General features: G+C 65.7%; 18 protein-coding genes and 1 tRNA gene. 9 read left to right on the forward strand and 10 right to left on the reverse strand.

The window, feature by feature from the left end; all coding sequences use genetic code 11:
• The first annotated feature begins 8 nt into the window (after positions 1 to 8).
• Complete coding sequence (locus Sj15T_RS15380) at positions 9 to 893, forward strand: hypothetical protein (RefSeq protein ID WP_013038939.1); 885 nt, start codon at positions 9 to 11, stop codon at positions 891 to 893.
• 123 nt (positions 894 to 1,016) lie between these two features.
• Positions 1,017 to 1,766: an alpha/beta fold hydrolase gene (locus Sj15T_RS15385; RefSeq protein WP_013038940.1), complete on the forward strand. Its 750-nt coding sequence runs from the start codon at positions 1,017 to 1,019 to the stop codon at positions 1,764 to 1,766.
• Positions 1,767 to 1,921: 155 nt separating this feature from the next.
• On the opposite strand, the gene gltX is transcribed toward Sj15T_RS15385, so the two are convergent.
• Together gltX and Sj15T_RS15395 are read right to left on the reverse strand one after the other, a co-directional pair.
• On the reverse strand, positions 1,922 to 3,253 hold the full coding sequence (gene gltX / locus Sj15T_RS15390) for a glutamate--tRNA ligase (protein ID WP_013038941.1): 1,332 nt from the start codon (positions 3,251 to 3,253) through the stop codon (positions 1,922 to 1,924).
• A gap of 126 nt (positions 3,254 to 3,379) precedes the next feature.
• Positions 3,380 to 5,041 (reverse strand): NAD+ synthase, encoded by a 1,662-nt coding sequence (locus Sj15T_RS15395; protein ID WP_013038942.1) that lies wholly within the window; start codon positions 5,039 to 5,041, stop codon positions 3,380 to 3,382.
• 131 nt (positions 5,042 to 5,172) lie between these two features.
• Here Sj15T_RS15395 and Sj15T_RS15400 point away from each other — a divergent pair, with 131 nt between their 5' ends.
• Positions 5,173 to 6,108 (forward strand): ribose-phosphate pyrophosphokinase, encoded by a 936-nt coding sequence (locus tag Sj15T_RS15400; RefSeq protein WP_013038943.1) that lies wholly within the window; start codon positions 5,173 to 5,175, stop codon positions 6,106 to 6,108.
• Between the two features lie 92 nt (positions 6,109 to 6,200).
• Here the strand turns inward: Sj15T_RS15400 and Sj15T_RS15405 are convergent, their stop codons facing one another.
• Both Sj15T_RS15405 and Sj15T_RS15410 read right to left on the reverse strand, forming a co-directional pair.
• Positions 6,201 to 6,437 (reverse strand): hypothetical protein, encoded by a 237-nt coding sequence (locus tag Sj15T_RS15405; protein ID WP_013038944.1) that lies wholly within the window; start codon positions 6,435 to 6,437, stop codon positions 6,201 to 6,203.
• 55 nt (positions 6,438 to 6,492) lie between these two features.
• Positions 6,493 to 6,921: a VOC family protein gene (locus Sj15T_RS15410; RefSeq protein ID WP_041386201.1), complete on the reverse strand. Its 429-nt coding sequence runs from the start codon at positions 6,919 to 6,921 to the stop codon at positions 6,493 to 6,495.
• Positions 6,922 to 7,049: 128 nt separating this feature from the next.
• On the opposite strand from Sj15T_RS15410, the gene hisN reads away from it, so the two are divergent.
• Positions 7,050 to 7,835, forward strand: a complete 786-nt coding sequence (gene hisN / locus Sj15T_RS15415; RefSeq protein WP_013038946.1) for a histidinol-phosphatase — start codon at positions 7,050 to 7,052, stop codon at positions 7,833 to 7,835.
• A 213-nt stretch (positions 7,836 to 8,048) separates the two neighbouring features.
• Positions 8,049 to 9,818: an AMP-dependent synthetase/ligase gene (locus Sj15T_RS15420; RefSeq protein ID WP_020818696.1), complete on the forward strand. Its 1,770-nt coding sequence runs from the start codon at positions 8,049 to 8,051 to the stop codon at positions 9,816 to 9,818.
• 56 nt (positions 9,819 to 9,874) lie between these two features.
• On the opposite strand, the gene Sj15T_RS15425 is transcribed toward Sj15T_RS15420, so the two are convergent.
• From Sj15T_RS15425 to Sj15T_RS15435, 3 genes are read right to left on the reverse strand one after another with little or no spacing between them, the layout of a single operon-like run.
• Positions 9,875 to 10,291 (reverse strand): hypothetical protein, encoded by a 417-nt coding sequence (locus Sj15T_RS15425; protein WP_013038948.1) that lies wholly within the window; start codon positions 10,289 to 10,291, stop codon positions 9,875 to 9,877.
• A gap of 54 nt (positions 10,292 to 10,345) precedes the next feature.
• Positions 10,346 to 11,068, reverse strand: a complete 723-nt coding sequence (gene gloB / locus Sj15T_RS15430) for a hydroxyacylglutathione hydrolase (protein ID WP_007686930.1) — start codon at positions 11,066 to 11,068, stop codon at positions 10,346 to 10,348.
• 4 nt (positions 11,069 to 11,072) lie between these two features.
• Positions 11,073 to 11,507, reverse strand: a complete 435-nt coding sequence (locus Sj15T_RS15435; protein WP_025160459.1) for a VOC family protein — start codon at positions 11,505 to 11,507, stop codon at positions 11,073 to 11,075.
• Positions 11,508 to 11,610: 103 nt separating this feature from the next.
• Here Sj15T_RS15435 and Sj15T_RS15440 point away from each other — a divergent pair, with 103 nt between their 5' ends.
• A complete protein-coding gene (locus tag Sj15T_RS15440; RefSeq protein WP_007686926.1) occupies positions 11,611 to 12,315 on the forward strand; it encodes an SIMPL domain-containing protein in 705 nt (234 codons plus the stop codon).
• Positions 12,316 to 12,318: 3 nt separating this feature from the next.
• On the opposite strand, the gene Sj15T_RS15445 is transcribed toward Sj15T_RS15440, so the two are convergent.
• The 3 genes from Sj15T_RS15445 to Sj15T_RS15455 all read right to left on the reverse strand — a co-directional run bounded on the left by Sj15T_RS15445 (position 12,319) and on the right by Sj15T_RS15455 (position 14,215).
• Positions 12,319 to 12,528 (reverse strand): glycine zipper domain-containing protein, encoded by a 210-nt coding sequence (locus Sj15T_RS15445; protein ID WP_007686923.1) that lies wholly within the window; start codon positions 12,526 to 12,528, stop codon positions 12,319 to 12,321.
• Positions 12,529 to 12,605: 77 nt separating this feature from the next.
• Positions 12,606 to 13,460, reverse strand: a complete 855-nt coding sequence (locus tag Sj15T_RS15450; protein ID WP_013038950.1) for a hypothetical protein — start codon at positions 13,458 to 13,460, stop codon at positions 12,606 to 12,608.
• Positions 13,460 to 14,215 (reverse strand): alpha/beta hydrolase, encoded by a 756-nt coding sequence (locus Sj15T_RS15455; protein ID WP_013038951.1) that lies wholly within the window; start codon positions 14,213 to 14,215, stop codon positions 13,460 to 13,462. Before Sj15T_RS15455 ends, Sj15T_RS15450 begins: the two co-directional genes overlap by 1 nt.
• Positions 14,216 to 14,357: 142 nt before the next feature.
• On the opposite strand from Sj15T_RS15455, the gene Sj15T_RS15460 reads away from it, so the two are divergent.
• The 3 genes from Sj15T_RS15460 to Sj15T_RS15470 all read left to right on the forward strand — a co-directional run bounded on the left by Sj15T_RS15460 (position 14,358) and on the right by Sj15T_RS15470 (position 16,454).
• A tRNA-Leu gene (locus Sj15T_RS15460) sits at positions 14,358 to 14,444 on the forward strand.
• A gap of 161 nt (positions 14,445 to 14,605) precedes the next feature.
• Positions 14,606 to 15,802 (forward strand): integrase arm-type DNA-binding domain-containing protein, encoded by a 1,197-nt coding sequence (locus tag Sj15T_RS15465; protein WP_013038952.1) that lies wholly within the window; start codon positions 14,606 to 14,608, stop codon positions 15,800 to 15,802.
• A 439-nt stretch (positions 15,803 to 16,241) separates the two neighbouring features.
• On the forward strand, positions 16,242 to 16,454 hold the full coding sequence (locus Sj15T_RS15470) for a hypothetical protein (RefSeq protein WP_025771247.1): 213 nt from the start codon (positions 16,242 to 16,244) through the stop codon (positions 16,452 to 16,454).
• Positions 16,455 to 16,476: the final 22 nt, after the last annotated feature.

Below are 16,476 nucleotides of genomic sequence, written 5' to 3' on the forward strand. Positions count from 1 at the left end.
CGCCTCATATGGAAGAAAAGCCCTTGATGAGCGATATGGACGCCCCGGCGAGCGGCGCGACGGGGCCCCTCCCGGCGCGGCGCGGACCCTGGCTGCTGGCCCTGCTGGTCTTGCTCGCCTTTGCGGTCGGGGTCGTGCTGACCGTCCTCGCCTTGCCGCGCATCCAGCGGTGGAATGCGCCGCAACGGCCATCGGTGCTGAGCGATCCGCTGCTGAACGCCGTCGCGCCGGGCGTGCCGATGCGTCCGCTTTCCGCCGATGCCGGGCAGATGCTGGACGCGCGGGTCGTGCAACTGGAGGAACGGCTGAACCGCATCACGGTGGAGGCGCAGGCGGCGTCGGGCAATGCGGCGCGGGCGGAAGGCCTGCTGGTCGCCTTCGCGGCGCGGCGGGCGCTCGATAGCGGGGCGTCGCTCGGCTATATAGAGGGCCAGTTGCGCCTGCGTTTCGGCCAGGCGCAGCCGCGCGCGGTGGCGACGATCATCAACGCCGCGCGGGAGCCGGTGACGCTGCCCGACCTGCGCGCCGGGCTGACGGCGCTCGCCGACCAGGTCACCGTTCCCCCCGCCAATGCAAGCTGGTGGGAAGCGCTGGAGCATGAGGCGCGGGAGATCATCACCATCCACCGGGCGTCCACCCCCTCTCCCCGGCCGCAGGCGGCGCTGGACCGGGCGCTGCGCTATCTGGACGGATCGCGGGTCGGCGCGGCGCTGGCGGAGGTGGAGCAGATGCCGGGGCGCGCCGCCGCCGACCGCTGGATGCAATATGCGCGGCGCTACATGGAGGCGCGGCGGGCGCTGGACCTGATCGAGACGGCCGCGATATTGGAGCCGCGCCAGTTGCGGGCGGCCGATGGCGCTGCGGTCGCGCAGACCTCTCCGCTGGCGCCCTGATCCTGCCCCCGGCCATTGTCACAAACGGCGAACCGTTCATGCCCGCGGATAAATCTCCATGGACTTGGGAGCCTGCGTCATGAGAATGTCATTTTTCCCGCGGGAAGAAGGAAAGACATTTTCGTGCCCCCCTATGCCGACGCCATCGCCAGTTTCTGGAAGGCCCGTTTGGCCAGCGGCCCCCGCGCAGCCGAGCGGCCGCCGCTCCAGCACCTGTTGGGCAATGCGTCCTTGCCCTTCGATCTGGCGCGGACGCGGGCGCGGGCGCCTCAACTGGCGCAGGCGATCCGCGGCGATGGGCGGCGGATACTGCTGATTCCCGGCCTGCTGGCAAGCGAGCATCGGATGGAGCCTCTGCGCGCCGTGCTCAATGCGGCTGGATATGAGGCGCATGGCTGGGGCATGGGCCGGAATTTCGGACCCAGGCCAGACAGCCTGGAGCAGATCGACCGCCGGGTGGACGCCATAAGGCGGGAGACCGGAGCGCCCGTGACCCTGGTGGGATGGAGCCTGGGCGGGCTGTTCGCGCGCGAATATGCCAAATTCGCCACGCGCAAGGTCGGCGGCGTGGTGACGATGGGCACGCCCTTTTCCGGCGATCCGCGCGCCAACCATGCCTGGCGGCTCTATCAGCTCGTTTCCGGATTTCCCGTCGACCGGCCGCCCTTCACCTGCCGGCGCGAGGAAAAGCCGCCGGTGCCGACGGTCGCGCTCTGGTCGCGGCGGGACGGCGTGATCCTGCCCCGATGCGCCAAGGGACGCGCCGGGGAGCGCGACCGGGCGATCGAGGTCGACTGCACGCATATGGGCTTCGCCGCAGCACCGGAGGGTATTTTGGCGGTGGGCGAGGCGCTGGAGGCCATGCGGGGCTGAGGTGCTGGGTCTGTCGACCTATCCTATTCCTCCCCATCGGAGATGGGGAGGCGGCAGCGCTAAGCGCTGACGGGAGAGGAACGGGGCACGACCTCCAAAATTCCCCTCCACCGCTTTCAGCGGCGGTCCCCACGCTTCGCGTAGGGAGGATTCGCCTATGAGGATTTCAGCCGGCTCAGCGCTTCGTCCCTGCCGATCAATGGCAGCATCCGACCCATGTCGGGGCCGTGATCCATGCCTGTCAGAGCGCGGCGCAGGGGCAGGAACAGCGCCTTGCCCTTGCGGCCTGTCTCCGCTTTCAACGCTTCGGTGAGGGTGCGCCAGACGGCGCCGTCAAAGGCCGTTTCCGTCAGAATGTCGTGCGCCAGAGCCAGGAAATCGCGGTCTTCCTCCGCTGGAACTGGCGCATCGATCGGGCCGGTGACGATCCGCCACCAGTCGGCCGCGTCACTCACGGTTTCCAGATTGGGGCGGATGGCGTCCCACGCCGCCTCGTCCATGCCCTGGGGCAGGCGGTCCGCGACGGCGGCATAGGGCAGCAGGTGGACGATCTTCTGGTTGAGGGTCGCCAGTTCCGCCTCGTCGAAGCGCGCCGGAGCGCGGCCGAAATGGGCGAAGTCGAAGCTGTCGATCAGCGGCTGCATGTCCGCGAACGGCTCGACCGGCATCGAACTGCCGAGCCGCGCAAGCAAGGAGGCGATGGCGGCAGGCTCCAGCCCGATCTCGCGAAAATGCGCGACGCCCAGCGAACCGAGGCGCTTGGAGAGCTTGCCTTCGCTGCCCGTCAGCAGCGCCTCATGGGCGAAGGCGGGCAGGCTCGCCCCCAGCGCCGCGAACATCTGGATCTGGGTGGCGGTGTTGGACACATGGTCTTCGCCGCGCAGCACATGGGTCACGCCCATGGCGATATCGTCGATCACCGAAGGTAGCATGTAGAGCCAACTTCCGTCGGCGCGGCGGATCACCGGGTCGGACAGCAGCTTCGGATCGAAGCGCTGCTCGCCGCGGATGAGGTCGGTCCAGCCGATGGGCTGGCCATGATCGAGCTTGAAACGCCAATGGGGCTGGCGGCCTTCGGCCTTATAAGCGGCGATCTGGTCAGGGATCAGGGACAGGGCGGCGCGATCGTAGACCGGGGGCAGGCCCCGGCCCAGCAATATCTTGCGGCGCAGGTCCAGTTCCTGCGCCGTTTCATAGGCGGGGTAGACATGGCCTGAGGCCTTGAGCGCCTCGAATCTTTCCTCATACAGGGCGAAGCGGTCGGACTGCCGCTCCTCCCCGTCCCAGTGCAGGCCCAGCCAGCGGAGGTCGGCCTTGATGGCTTGCGCATATTCGGGGCGGGAGCGTTCGAGGTCGGTGTCGTCCAGCCGCAGCAGGAACCGGCCGCCGCTCTTGCGCGCCCACAGCCAGTTGTGGAGCGCGGCGCGGATATTGCCGACATGCAGGTTGCCGGTGGGCGAGGGGGCGAAGCGGGTGATGACGGTCATATCATATGCAACCCGTTCGTGCTGAGTAGGGGGCTGAGCTTGTCGAAGACCCGTATCGAAGCATCCTTCGATACGCCATTTCGACTTCGCTCAATGGCTACTCAGGACGAACGGCCTTTTTCATGGCTAGAGCGTGCGAAAGGCGTTGGTGATCGGATAGCGGCGGTCGCGGCCGAAATTGCGCATGCCCAGCTTCACGCCGGGGGGCGACTGGCGGCGCTTATATTCGGCGACGTAGAGCAGGCGCTCGATGCGGGCGACGGTGTCCTTGTCGAAGCCGCGCGCGACCAGCTGCTCGACCGACAATTCCTCCTCCACCAGGCCGTAGAGGATCGGGTCGAGCACCTCATAGGGGGGCAGGCTGTCCTCATCCTTCTGATTGTCGCGCAGCTCGGCGCTGGGCGGCTTGGTGATGACGCGGTCGGGCATGACCGGCCCCTCGGGACCGAAGGCCTCGCCCAGCGACGGCACATTTTCGTTCCGCCAGCGGCAGAGGTCGAACACCGTGGTCTTGTAGGCGTCCTTCAGCACCGAATAGCCGCCCGCCATGTCGCCATAGATGGTGGCGTAGCCGACCGACATCTCGCTCTTGTTGCCGGTGGTCAGCAGCATATGGCCATATTTGTTGGACAGGGCCATCAGCGTCACGCCCCGGATGCGGGACTGGATATTCTCTTCGGTCAGGTCGCGCTGGCGGCCGGTGAAGACGTCGGCCAGCATGGCGTCGAAGGCTTCCACCGCCGGTTCGATGGGGATGCTGTCGTAACGGACGCCCAGCAGCCGGGCGCATTCGATGGCGTCGTCCAGGCTTTCCCGACTGGTGAAGCGGGACGGCATCATCACGCACCACACCCGGTCGGCGCCCAGCGCGTCGACGGCGACGGCGGCGGACAGGGCGGAATCGATGCCGCCCGACAGGCCCAGCACCACGCCGGGAAAGCGGTTCTTGTTCACATAGTCGCGCAGGCCCAGGACCATCGCGTTGTAGATGTCGGCCGGGCGCTCATCCAGGACATGGCGCTCGCCGGGCAGGCAGACCCACTGGCCTTCCCATTTCTCCCAGTGGGTGAGGACCAGCGCCTCTTCCCAGTCGGGAAGCTGATGCGCCAGGCTGAGGTCGCCGTTCATCACGAAGGACGCGCCGTCGAACACCAGCTCGTCCTGCCCGCCGACGCGGTTCAGATAGACGAGCGGCAGGCCGGTTTCGCGGACGCGGGTTCCGGCGACGGCGTTGATGCGGCGGTCGTCCTTGTCCACCTCGAACGGGGAGCCGTTGGGGCTGATCAGGATTTCCGCGCCCTCCGCGCGCAAATGGGCGGTGACGAAGGGGAACCAGATGTCCTCGCAGATCGGCACGCCGATCTTCACGCCCCGGAAATCGATGGGCGCGGGCAGAGGGCCGGGGGCGAACAGCCGCTTTTCATCGAACGTCCCGTAATTGGGCAGTTCCCGCTTCTGCCGGATGGCGGTGACCGCGCCGTCCTCCAGCAGGGCGACGACGTTGAAGAGCACGCCCTGCGACGCGACGACCGTGCCGACCAGCATGGCGGGGCCGCCGTCCGCCGTCGCCTGGGCCAGCCGGTCCAGTTCATGGTTGGCGCGGTCGACCAGCGCGGGCTTCAGCACCAGATCCTCAGGCGGATAGCCGATCAGTTGCAGTTCGGGATAGACGATGAGGTCCGCCTCCATCGCCCGCGTGCGCCATTCCAGCATCGCGTCGGCATTGGCGGCAAGGTCGCCCACCGACTGCGTCATCTGGGCCAGGGCTATCACGAGTTTGTCGGTCATGGTCCGCGCCCCTAGAGCATTTTGCGGCAGCGCGCAAAAGCGCCTTTTCAGGAAGGGCCTCCGCCGCTAAAGGGGCCGCGTTCCGACAGCGTCATCAATATGTCACGCCATTTACTTTTAGGGGTTTGGCCATGAAGCTCATGACCGGCAATTCCAACAAGCCGCTCGCGGCCGCCATCGCCGACTATATCGAGATTCCCCTGACCGACGCGAGCGTCCGCCGCTTCGCCGACGAAGAGGTTTTCGTGGAAATTCACGAAAATGTCCGCGGCGAGGACGTGTTCGTGATCCAGTCGACCAGCTATCCGACGAACGACAATCTGATGGAATTGCTGATCATGATCGATGCGCTGAAACGCGCCTCGGCCAAGCGAATCACGGCGGTCGTCCCCTATTTTGGCTATGCCCGGCAGGACCGGAAGCCCGGCCCCCGCACGCCGATCTCGGCCAAGCTGGTCGCCAACCTGATTACCACGGCGGGCGCCAACCGCGTGCTGTCGGTGGACCTCCACGCCGGGCAGATCCAGGGCTTCTTCGACATTCCGACCGACAATCTGTTCGGCGCGCCGGTGATGTCGGCCGACATCCAGGCGCGCTTCGGCGACCGCAACCTGATGGTCGTGTCGCCCGACGTGGGCGGCGTGGTGCGCGCCCGCGCCCTCGCCAAGCGGCTGGACAACGCCCCGCTCGCCATCGTCGACAAGCGGCGGGAGCGCGCCGGCGAATCGGAAGTCATGAACATCATCGGCGACGTGAAGGGCCGCTTCTGCGTGCTGATCGACGACATCGTCGATTCGGCGGGCACGCTCTGCAATGCCGCGGGCGCGCTCAAGGCGGCTGGGGCCGAGGAAGTGGTCGCCTATGTCAGCCATGGCGTGCTGTCGGGCGGCGCGGTAGCGCGGGTCGAGGCGTCGGAACTCAAGGAACTGGTCATCACCGATTCGATTCAGGGCACCGACGCGGTGTGCGGCGCGAGCAGCATCCGTCACCTGCCGATCGCACCCCTGCTGGGCGAGGCGATCAAGCGCATCGCGGACGAAAGCTCGGTCTCCAGCCTGTTCGACTGAGATCGCCTTGAGGGACATGAAAAACGCTGCCGGCGTGATCGTCGGCAGCGTTTTTCATGTCCGTTCGACAAAGTTGCGCGGCGCGACTTTGCTCAGTTGCGCGGAAACAGCAGCAGCGGCAGGCTGCATAGCAGCGCCATGGCCAGGAAGATGCGCTGGCTGAGCGATATGCCCAGCGGCTTGTCGCGCCACAGCCAGGGGCAGGTCAGCAGGGCCAGCATGAACAGGATGTTCGCCAATGCGGGCGAGCCGTCGGACGGCATATCCTGCCACAGCGCCACCCCCCCGAACAGGGCCATGAAACTCGCAATCCAGCCGATCAGCGCCACCAGCAACTCCTTCAAGACATGCCGAAGGAGTAGGACGACCCGAAGCGGCGGAACTTTAGGCGAAATGAGCCCAGGGATCGTAAGTGCCGAAGCTCCAGACATTGCCTTCCGGGTCCAGCGCCTCATAGCCGCGTCCGGGATAGCCGTCATTGTCATGCGGCTCGCTGACCACCACGGCGCCTTCGTTCCGGGCATGGAGGCAATGGGCGTCGGCATCGGGCACGACCACATAGATGCAGGCGGTGACGCCGCCCAGTTCGCGGGGCGTGGTCCAGCTGTAGAGCGACTCCGCCTCGCCGTCGCGGGCGCTGCCCAGCATGACCATGCCTTCCCCCAGCACGAGTTGGGCATGGTGGATGATATGCGGATCCTCCGCGTCCTCGTAACTGGCCTGCACTTCGAATCCGAAGGCCTGGCAGAGAAACCGGATGGCGGCGGGCGCGTCGGCATAGCGCAGCGCGGGGATGACGGGAGAACCGGGCATCATGTCCCTCCTTCAGGGAATCGGCGAAGTCCAGCCTATCCCTTGCATGCGATCGCCGCGACATCTGTTTGTGCATTTTCCGGTCGTCGACCGTTCCGCCCGGCCACAAAATGCTCTAGGCCGACGGCATGACGACCCGCGACGACCTGGCCCTTGCCAACCGCCTTGCCGACGCCGCCCGCGCGGCGATCCGCCCCTTTTTCCGCGCGCGCTACGACATGGAATTCAAATCCGACCAGTCCCCCGTGACGGAGGCGGACCGGGCGGCGGAAGCAGCGATCCGCGCGATCCTGGAAAAGGAACGGCCGCAGGACGGCATCATCGGGGAGGAATATGGCGCGGCCCGCGAGGATGCGGAGCGAGTATGGATCCTCGATCCCATCGACGGCACGCGCAGCTTCATCGCCGGGCGGCCGATCTTCGGCACGCTGATCGCGCTGACGCAGGCGGGTTGGCCCACCATCGGGATCATCGACCAGCCCATAGCGGACGAACGCTGGGCGGGGATGATGGGGCAACCGACGACCTTCAACGGCAGGCCGGTGACGACCCGCGCCTGCCGCGCCCTGGACCAGGCGATCCTGGCCTCCACCGCGCCGCAGCTTTTCCCCGGCTGCACCGCCGAGCATTTCTCGCGCCTTGCGGGGCAGTGCCGCGACACCGTCTGGGGCGGCGACTGCTATAATTACGGACTGGTCGCGTCCGGCCATGTCGACATCGTGGTCGAGGCAGGGCTGAAGCTGCACGATCTGGCGGCGCTGGTGCCGGTGGTCGAGGGCGCGGGCGGGCGGATGTGCGACTGGGCCGGCGAACCGCTCACCCATGACAGCGACGGCCGGGTGATCGCGCTTGGCGACGCGGCGCGGCTGGACGATGTGCTGGAGGCGCTGGCCGAGGGGCATGAGGATCATTAGCCCACTAATTATTTCATGGCTGGCGGACATCGGCGGCCGCCCCGGAATATAGCGCGCTCCTGCCACGGGCGCTTTAACGGGGCGCCGTGCAGGCGTTTCCGGGAAATCCGCGAAAAATCATGGCCGTTACGGCATGGCGCGGTTATAGCCTGGGAGGCAGGAAAGCGCGCCAAAAAGACGCGCCGCTAGCGAGGAGATGCCGTTTTGAGCGCGATGGAGCGTTTTCCCAATCTGGTGACCATGTTCTTCGATCGCGCCAGGGCGATGGGCGACGCCCCTTTCCTGTGGCGCAAGGCGGCGGGGGAATGGCAATCGCTCAGCTGGACCGAGGTCGCTCTGGAGGTCGCCTCGCTGGCCAGCGCATTGCAGGCGCAGGGATTGAAGCCGGGCGATCCGGTGATGCTGGTCAGCGAGAACCGGCCGGAATTCTGCATCGCGGACCTTGCCATCATGGCGGCGGGCTGCGTCACGGTGCCGACCTACACCACCAACACCACCCGCGACCACCAGCATATCCTGACCGACAGCGGTGCCCGCGCCGTCATCGTTTCCACAGCGAAGCTGGCGCAGAACCTGATGCCCGCCGTGCTGCGGTCGCAGGCCAGCTTCGTCATCGGCATGGAGCCGTTGCGCGGCATGCAGGGCGATGTCGCCTGCCATCTGTGGAGCGACCTGATCGCCCATTATCCCACCGACATCGAGGCCTGCGCCGCCAGCCAGACGGCGAAGCGCGACGATCTGGCCTGCATCATCTACACCAGCGGCACCGGCGGCGCGCCGCGCGGGGTGATGCAGCATCACGGCGCCATCCTCTGCAATATCGAGGGGGCCGACAAGTTGCTGGAGGAGGATTTCGGGCGGGGGCAGGAGGTGTTCCTGTCCTTCCTGCCCCTGTCCCACGCCTATGAGCATAGCGGGGGCCAGTTCCTGCCGATCATGGTGGCGGGTCAGATCTATTATTCCGAAGGGCTGGAAAAGCTGGCCAGCAATATCGAGGAAGCGCGGCCGACGATCATGGTCGTCGTCCCCCGCCTGTTCGAGGTGCTGCGCGCCCGCATCATCAAGTCGATCGAGAAGCAGGGCAAATTCCCCGCCTATCTGCTGGGCCAGGCGCTGCGCATCGCGGCGAAGGAGCAACGCGGGCGGAAATCGCTGCTCGACCTGCCGATGAAGGCGCTGCTGGCGCGCACCCTCAAGCCCAAGATCGCGGCACGCTTCGGCGGGCGGATGAAGGCGCTGGTGTCGGGCGGCGCGCCGCTCAATCCCGATGTCGGCCTGTTCTTCGACGCCATGGGGCTGACGCTGCTCCAGGGCTATGGCCAGACCGAGGCGGGGCCGGTGATCAGTTGCAACCGCCCCCGCGCCGGGATCGCGATGGACACGGTGGGGCCGCCGCTGGACGGGGTGGAGGTGCGGATCGCGGACGACGGCGAAATCCTCGTCCGCGGGGAACTGGTGATGCATGGCTATTGGCGCAATGCGGCGGAAACGGAAAGGGCGCTGCAAAATGGCTGGCTGCACACCGGCGACATCGGGGAGATCGACGAAAAGGGCCGCATCCGCATCACCGACCGCAAGAAGGATCTGATCGTCAACGACAAGGGCGACAATGTCTCGCCCCAGAAGGTGGAAGGCATGCTGACGCTCCAGCCGGAGATCGGGCAGGCGATGGTCCATGGCGACCGGCGGCCGCATCTGGTGGGGCTGCTGGTGCCTGACGCCGAATGGACGCGCGAATGGGCGGCGGAGCAGGGACGCAAGGTGGAGGGCATCGAGAAGGATGCCGCCTATCAGGCTGCGCTGCGCGCCGCGGTCGACCGGGTGAATGACGATCTGTCGGTGATAGAGCGGGTGCGGCGCTTCATCCTGGCCGACGAACCCTTCACCATAGAGAATAGCGAGATGACGCCGTCGATGAAAATCCGCCGCCACGTCATCCGCGCCCGCTATCAGGATCGGCTGGACGCGCTGTACAAGGGGTGAATCCCGGCCGACCGGGTTCTGCCGTCGCAGGAACGCGGCATGACCCGCCGGCAAACCTATTTCGACGGCGCGCGATAGGGCGTGAAGTCGCCCAGCGCGCAATTTCCCGTCACCATGCCGGTCATCAGGTCGGCGCTGGTTATTTGGTCCCCGCGGCAATATTGCGATCCCCACGTCCTGATGATCAGCGTGTCGCCCCGCGACAGCCCGGAACAACTGCCGATCAGGTCGTTGCGATAGACCAGCCGCCGGCTGACCCGGTACAGCAGGACGCTGTTGCTGATGGCCGTCAGGTTGGACTGGGATTCCCGATTGACGCAGCTCGTCTTTTCGCCGGGCACCTTGCCGGCCAGGGCGCGCTCCAGTTCGCTTGTCTGCTTTTCGGTCAGCCTGGGCGGCTCATGAGTGCCCGAACATCCCGCCAGCAGCAGCGGGGCCAGACACAGGCCGGAACCCAATATCCACGGACGCATGGCACCTCTCCTCATTGGTTCCGATTCCAGGACGCCGGACCGGCGCGAAAACCGTCACGCCGCATCCTTCGCCGCCCGCCGCTCGGCCAGTTGCGCAACGTCGCTGGCGCGCATGAAGACATTGGTCGCGCGCTCCTGTCCGACGCTGGTCGGCACTGTCGCCTCCCCCCGCGAGCGCGCCGCGTCGACCTCCGCCATGCGGGCGCGCAGGGCGGCGTTGTCCGGCTCCACCGTCAGCGCGAAGCGGCCGTTCGACTGCGTATATTCATGCGCGCAATAGACGACCGTATCGTCGGGCAGGGCGGCGAACCGCCGCATATTGGCGAACATCTGCGCCGCCGTCCCCTCGAACAGCCGGCCGCAGCCCATGGCGAACAGCGTGTCCCCGACGAAGATCAGGCGGTCGTCGGCCAGATGATAGGCGACATGGCCGGCGGTATGGGCAGGCACCTCCAGCACGGCGGCCTGGTGGGCGCCGATGCGGACGCTGTCCCCCTCGCGCACCATGCGGTCCAGCGTGCCGATCTTCTCCGCCTCCGCGGCGGGGCCGGTGATGGTGCAGCCGGTCGCCGCCTTGATCGCCGCATTGCCGCCGACATGGTCGCCATGCCAGTGGGTGTTCCAGATCTGGCTTATCGTCCAATCCCTCTGCCGCGCCGCTTCCAGCACCGGCTCCGCCACGGCGGGATCGACGGCGACCGTCTCCCCGCTGGCGTCGTCATGCAGCAGCCAGACATAATTGTCGCTGAGCACGGGGATGCGGACGACCTCCAGCATGGCGCTACCAGGCTCCGACATTGGGCATCGACGCCCAGGGTTCGGCCGGTTCCAGATGCCCGTCCTGCAATAGTTCGATCGAGATGTTGTCCGGCGTCCGCACGAAGGCCATGTGCCCGTCGCGCGGCGGCCGGTTGATGGTCACGCCCGCGTCCATCAGCCGCTGGCAGGTTTCGTAGATATTTTCGACCCGATAGGCGAGATGCCCGAAATTTCGACCGCCGCCATAGACCTCCGCGGGGCTGCCGTCCTCGGCCGGCCAGTTGTAGGTCAGCTCGACCTGCGCATCCTCGTCCCCCGGCGCCGCCAGGAAGACCAGGGTGAACCGCCCCTGCGCGTTGTCAAAGCGCCTCTGCTCCTCCAGGCCGAGCAGGCGGAAGAATGCGACGGTGCGGTCGATGTCGGTCACGCGGATCATCGTGTGCAGATATTTTGGCAAGAGATCACTCCATTCGTCGCCATAAAGCAACGGTTCATCTCCGCAGCCTTAAGGCAGCATCAAGATAGGATGCGTCAAGCCCGGACGGAAGAGGGAGGCGGACATGGCCTTAACTTATCATGACAAGCTGCTCCTGGGATGCGCGGCCGTGCTGGCTCTGGGCATGGTCGGCGGCGGCTATCTGCTGGGCGACGGGCTCAAGCGGGCCAGGGCGGCGGACCGGTCCGTCACCGTGCGCGGACTGGCGGAAAAGGACGTGACCGCGGACCTCGCCACCTGGTCGATCAGCTATTCCGCCACCGGGTTCGACCTGCCCGCCGTCCGGGCGGAGATCGACAACAACACGCGGGAACTGCGCGCCTATTTCGCCAGCCTGGGCTTCAAGCCGGATGCGCTGACCGCGACCGGCGCGGGGGTCAACCAATATATCAACAATGGCGTCAACACGATCACCATCACCCAGCGCATGTTGCTGCGCACGACCGACATCGCCCGCGCCCAGCGGGCCGTGGCCCAGCAATTCGATCTGGTCCGGCGCGGCGTCACCCTGCAGGAGGGATCGGGCATGCGCTACAGCTTCACCCGGCTCAACGACGTGAAGCCCCCGATGGTCGCCGCCGCGACCAGGGACGCCCGCGCCGCCGCCGAACAGTTCGCCCGCGACAGCGGCGCCAGCGTCGGCGGCATCAAGAGCGCGACCCAGGGCTATTTCTCGATAGAAGCGCGCGACGGCGAGGCCGACGGGTCGAGCGATACGCCCTACAAGAAGGTGCGCGTCGTTACGACGGTCGACTTCTATCTCAACTGACGATCAATCCTTGTCGTCGCCGATGATCGCGCCGGCGGCGCCGCCGATCACCGCGCCCTCCACCGTGCCGAGGCCGGTCGCGGAGCCGACCACGGCGCCGCCCGCGCCGCCGATCAGTCCGCCGCGCGTCGCGCCGTGCGAACAGGCGGTCAACGCCAGCGCGCTTGCCGCCAGCAGGGCGAGCGCCGCGAATTTTCCATGACGATCCTGCATCCCCAGGCTCCTTTTTCCTCGCGTCCCGCCTGGCGGGCCAACGGAGAAGGAGGGGCCGAGGTTCCCTTCGCAAGCCGTCAGTCGGCGGGCTTCGGCGGCAAGCGGGACAGATTGTCGGCCGCCGCCCTGCCCGCGGGCGCATCCGCCGCCAGCTTCACCGCGCGTTGCCAGGCGGATCGGGCGACGTCCTCATGATCGGTGAGGATGGCGATATTGCCCTCCTCCAGCGCGACGGAGGCATCATCGGGCGAAAGCTGCACCGCCCGCGCTATATGCGCCTGCGCCAGCTTCATTTCCCCGGACCGGCGCGCCAGCGTGGCCGAAAGCAGCCAGGCCAGGGGATCTTGCGGCACCTGTTCCAGCGCGATGTCGAGCGATGCGCGCGCGCTCCCGCCGTCGTTCAGCGCCACCAGCGCCCGGGCGCGGTCCAGATGGACCTCGCCCTTCTCCATGCCGTCGGGCAGGCCCCGCGCCAGCGCCGCGTCGAAATCATCGCGCGCCTTCGCGGCATCGCCGCCGGCCAGCGCGGCATTGCCGGCCTGCGCCCACAGCCGGGCGCTCTGCGCCATTTCGCCGTTGCGCTCGGCTTCGTCCGCGCCCTGTTCGAAGGCGACGATGGCGGGCGCCCAGCGTTCGGCGCGGGCATAGGCAAAGCCCATGCAGTTGCGCGCATAGAAGCTGCCGCCCTCGATCCGCCATTGCTGCGCGAAGGCGACGCCCTTGTCCGGCGCCTCCGCCGCCTGGTCCAGGCAGGCCTGGAATTTCGCCGCATATCTGTCCGGCACCGGAATGCGGCCGTCGCTGGCCTGCGCAACGGGCGCAACGACGGCGGAGGCCTCCGCCCTTTCCTTCCTCTTGCGGTTCATCACCGCCTCGACCTCCGGATCATAGGCCTGGGGGGCGAGCAGCAGCAGCGGGAGGAGGAAGGGCATCACAGGCTGTCCAACAGGCTGGCGAGGGTCCGGATCAGCAGCGCGATGTCCGGATCGCGGGAAAGGCGATGGTCGCCATCCTTAATCAGCAGCGTCTGCACATCGGATGAACGCAGGCGCTCCGCGATCCGCAACGCCGTCCGCCACGGCACGTCGGGATCGACCTGTCCCTGCAACAGCCGCACCGGGCAATCGATCGCGATCTCCCTCTCCAGCAGCCGCAGCGACTGGCCCGATTCCCAGAAGGCCAGGGTGGTGACATAGGGATTATCGCCATAGGGGGTCGGCTCGACGATCCGCCCCTCCGTCGCCAGCAGCGCCTTGTCCGCGTCGGTAAAGCCCCATTCGGTGAAGTCCGGCGCCGCCGCGATGCCGACCAGCCCCGCCACCCGCTCAGGCCTGGCCAGCGCGATCAGCAGCGCCAGCCAGCCGCCCATGGAAGATCCGACCAGCACCACCGGCCCCTGGACCAGCGAATCGATCAGCAACAGCGCGTCGTCGCGCCAGCTTGCCAGCGTGCCATCCTCGAACCGCCCCTCGCTTGCGCCATTGCCGGCATAATCGAGCCGCAGCATCGCCCGCCCCTGGCTTTGCGCCCAGCCGTCCAGCGCGACCGCCTTGCCCCCCTCCATGTCGGACATGTAGCCGGGCAGGAAGACGATCGTAGGCCCTGCGCCGGGCCGATGCCGACAGGCCAGCCGCAACCCGTCCGGGCGAGGGTGAAAGGCGGGCGGCGCGATGTCGGGACGATCCATGCTATTCTCCAGTTCAGCGGCAGTTGCCTTGAAAAAGGGCCGTAAAAAGCTCTTGGCCGGGAAACCAGAAAAATAAAAAATAATGCGCCCGCCGCAATTGACAGCCCTACGGCCAGCGGCTAGTTGCGCGCTCCTACCCCGTGCCCAGATGGCGGAATTGGTAGACGCACCAGCTTCAGGTGCTGGCGATCGCAAGGTCGTGGAGGTTCGAGTCCTCTTCTGGGCACCATTTGTTCTTCCGCAGAAATCCGGATAGATCGAAAAAACCGCTGGAAACAGCGGTTTTTTTGCGTCTGGCGTCCGCTGGTTTCCGCCCGTGGATTTGGGAATCCGGGGTACCTGAGGGTATCTTCGTGGGTATCAGCCAACGTGGCCGCAGGAGATACCCCCATGGCACTTTCATCCCTTGCACTGAGCAAAGCAAAGCCCCGTGAAAAGCCCTACAAGCTCGCAGACGGGCACGGCCTCTACCTTCTGATTACCCCTGGAGGCGGTCGTTACTGGCGTATGAATTACCGGTTCGGCGGCAAAGCCAAGACGATGGCGATGGGGGTGTTCCCATTGATTACCCTGGCGGAAGCGCGAGAGAAACGAGATGCGGCCCGCAAGCTACTCGCGGCCGGATCGGACCCGACGGCAACACGCAAGGAAGCTGAGGCACGCGAAGCTTTCGAAGCGACCACTGGCTTTCGGACCGTCGCCGAAGAGTGGCTGGCGAAACGAGAACGCGAAGGGCTTGGGGCCGTCACCCTTGGCAAAGTGAAGTGGTTGCTTGAGTTTGCTTATCCCTCCTTGGGCAACCGAAAGATCAGCGAGATCACAAGCATGGAGCTGCTGGCAGTTCTGCGTCAGGTCGAAGGTCGCGGTCGACACGAGACTGCTAGGCGGTTGAGAAGTGTGTGCGGCAGGGTCTTTCGTTATGCGATCGCCACCGGACGGGCAGAACATGATCTATCGGCCAATCTGCGCGACGCCCTGACCACGCCCAAGGTGAAGCATCTGGCTGCAATCACCAACAGTCAGCAGGTCGGCCCACTCATGCGGGCAATCGAAACCTTTGATGGCCATGCGGTTACACGGGCAGCTCTGCGACTTGCGCCTCATGTTTTCGTCCGCCCCGGCGAGCTACGTCATGCCGAATGGGCCGAGATCGATTTCGACAAGGCGTTGTGGTGCATCCCAGCGGAAAAGATGAAAATGCGCCGCCCCCATCGCGTACCGCTATCGAGGCAGTCGCTGGCGATCTTTGCTTCCATTCGAGAGATCACCGGGACAGGTAAGTTTGTCTTTCCCGGCTTCCAGTCCTTGAAGCGTCCTATGTCCGAGAACGCTTTGAACGGAGCGCTTCGTAGACTCGGCTATTCAGGCGACGAGATGACGAGTCACGGCTTTCGAGCCATGGCGAGCACCTTGCTCAATGAAATGGGAAGATGGCATCCAGACGCTATTGAGCGCCAATTAGCACATGCTGAAGCTGACGCGGTTCGGCGCGCCTATGCCCGAGGAGAATATTGGGACGAACGTGTAGCGATGATGCAGGCATGGTCGGACTATCTCGATGACCTAGCCGGTAAGCCACCTACTTGAACCCTGGAAATGCATCATCGGATAAGGTTGGTGGTTAAAATACACCAGCGGGCACGTTGGCTTTAATTGGCGAGGCCCTCCTTGATGATTTTGTAGAGCGCTGCCTTCAGGCTGGCGTGTCTCTGGTTGCGATTGTCGGGCCGGGCTGTTCGCGATTAGAAGACTTGATTGATGAAATCGTTGTGGGCGATGGGTCCGTGACTGACCGCTTCCTTTGCACCACGTCTCATCCTGACGAAACATATGACGACGTGCTCAACATGGTCGAATGCTGGGAGATGGAACGGGACGATGCGATAGCTGAGGTTCGATTGTAGCCGCAGGTCAGCACGCTTTCATCGACCAGAAATTGCAGCTCAACGTGCCACTGTCATTTCTTAAAAGCCGACAATGTGATTAGACGTTGCGGCCGCCAGCACATCGCTACAAATTCACGATCATGAGTGACGCAGAATACGAATGGAAACCCCGCCCTCCAAATTTGCGCGAGCGAATCATCGCAGGCGTTTTCGTAGCGGTTCTTCTTGTCACCCTGGCCAGTGAGTACGCGGGATGGGGCCTGTTCGCAGACTACGAGAAGCAGGTCATGGGCCTGCTGATACTGATTGGATTGATCCTGCTGCGGTTCGCGCCATCGGTTCACCGCCGTTAGCGACCACTTGCGGTCGCTCCAT

The sequence above is a fragment of the Sphingobium sp. TA15 genome (genome assembly GCF_037101235.1).
GTDB classification, from domain to species: Bacteria; Pseudomonadota; Alphaproteobacteria; order Sphingomonadales; family Sphingomonadaceae; genus Sphingobium; species Sphingobium indicum.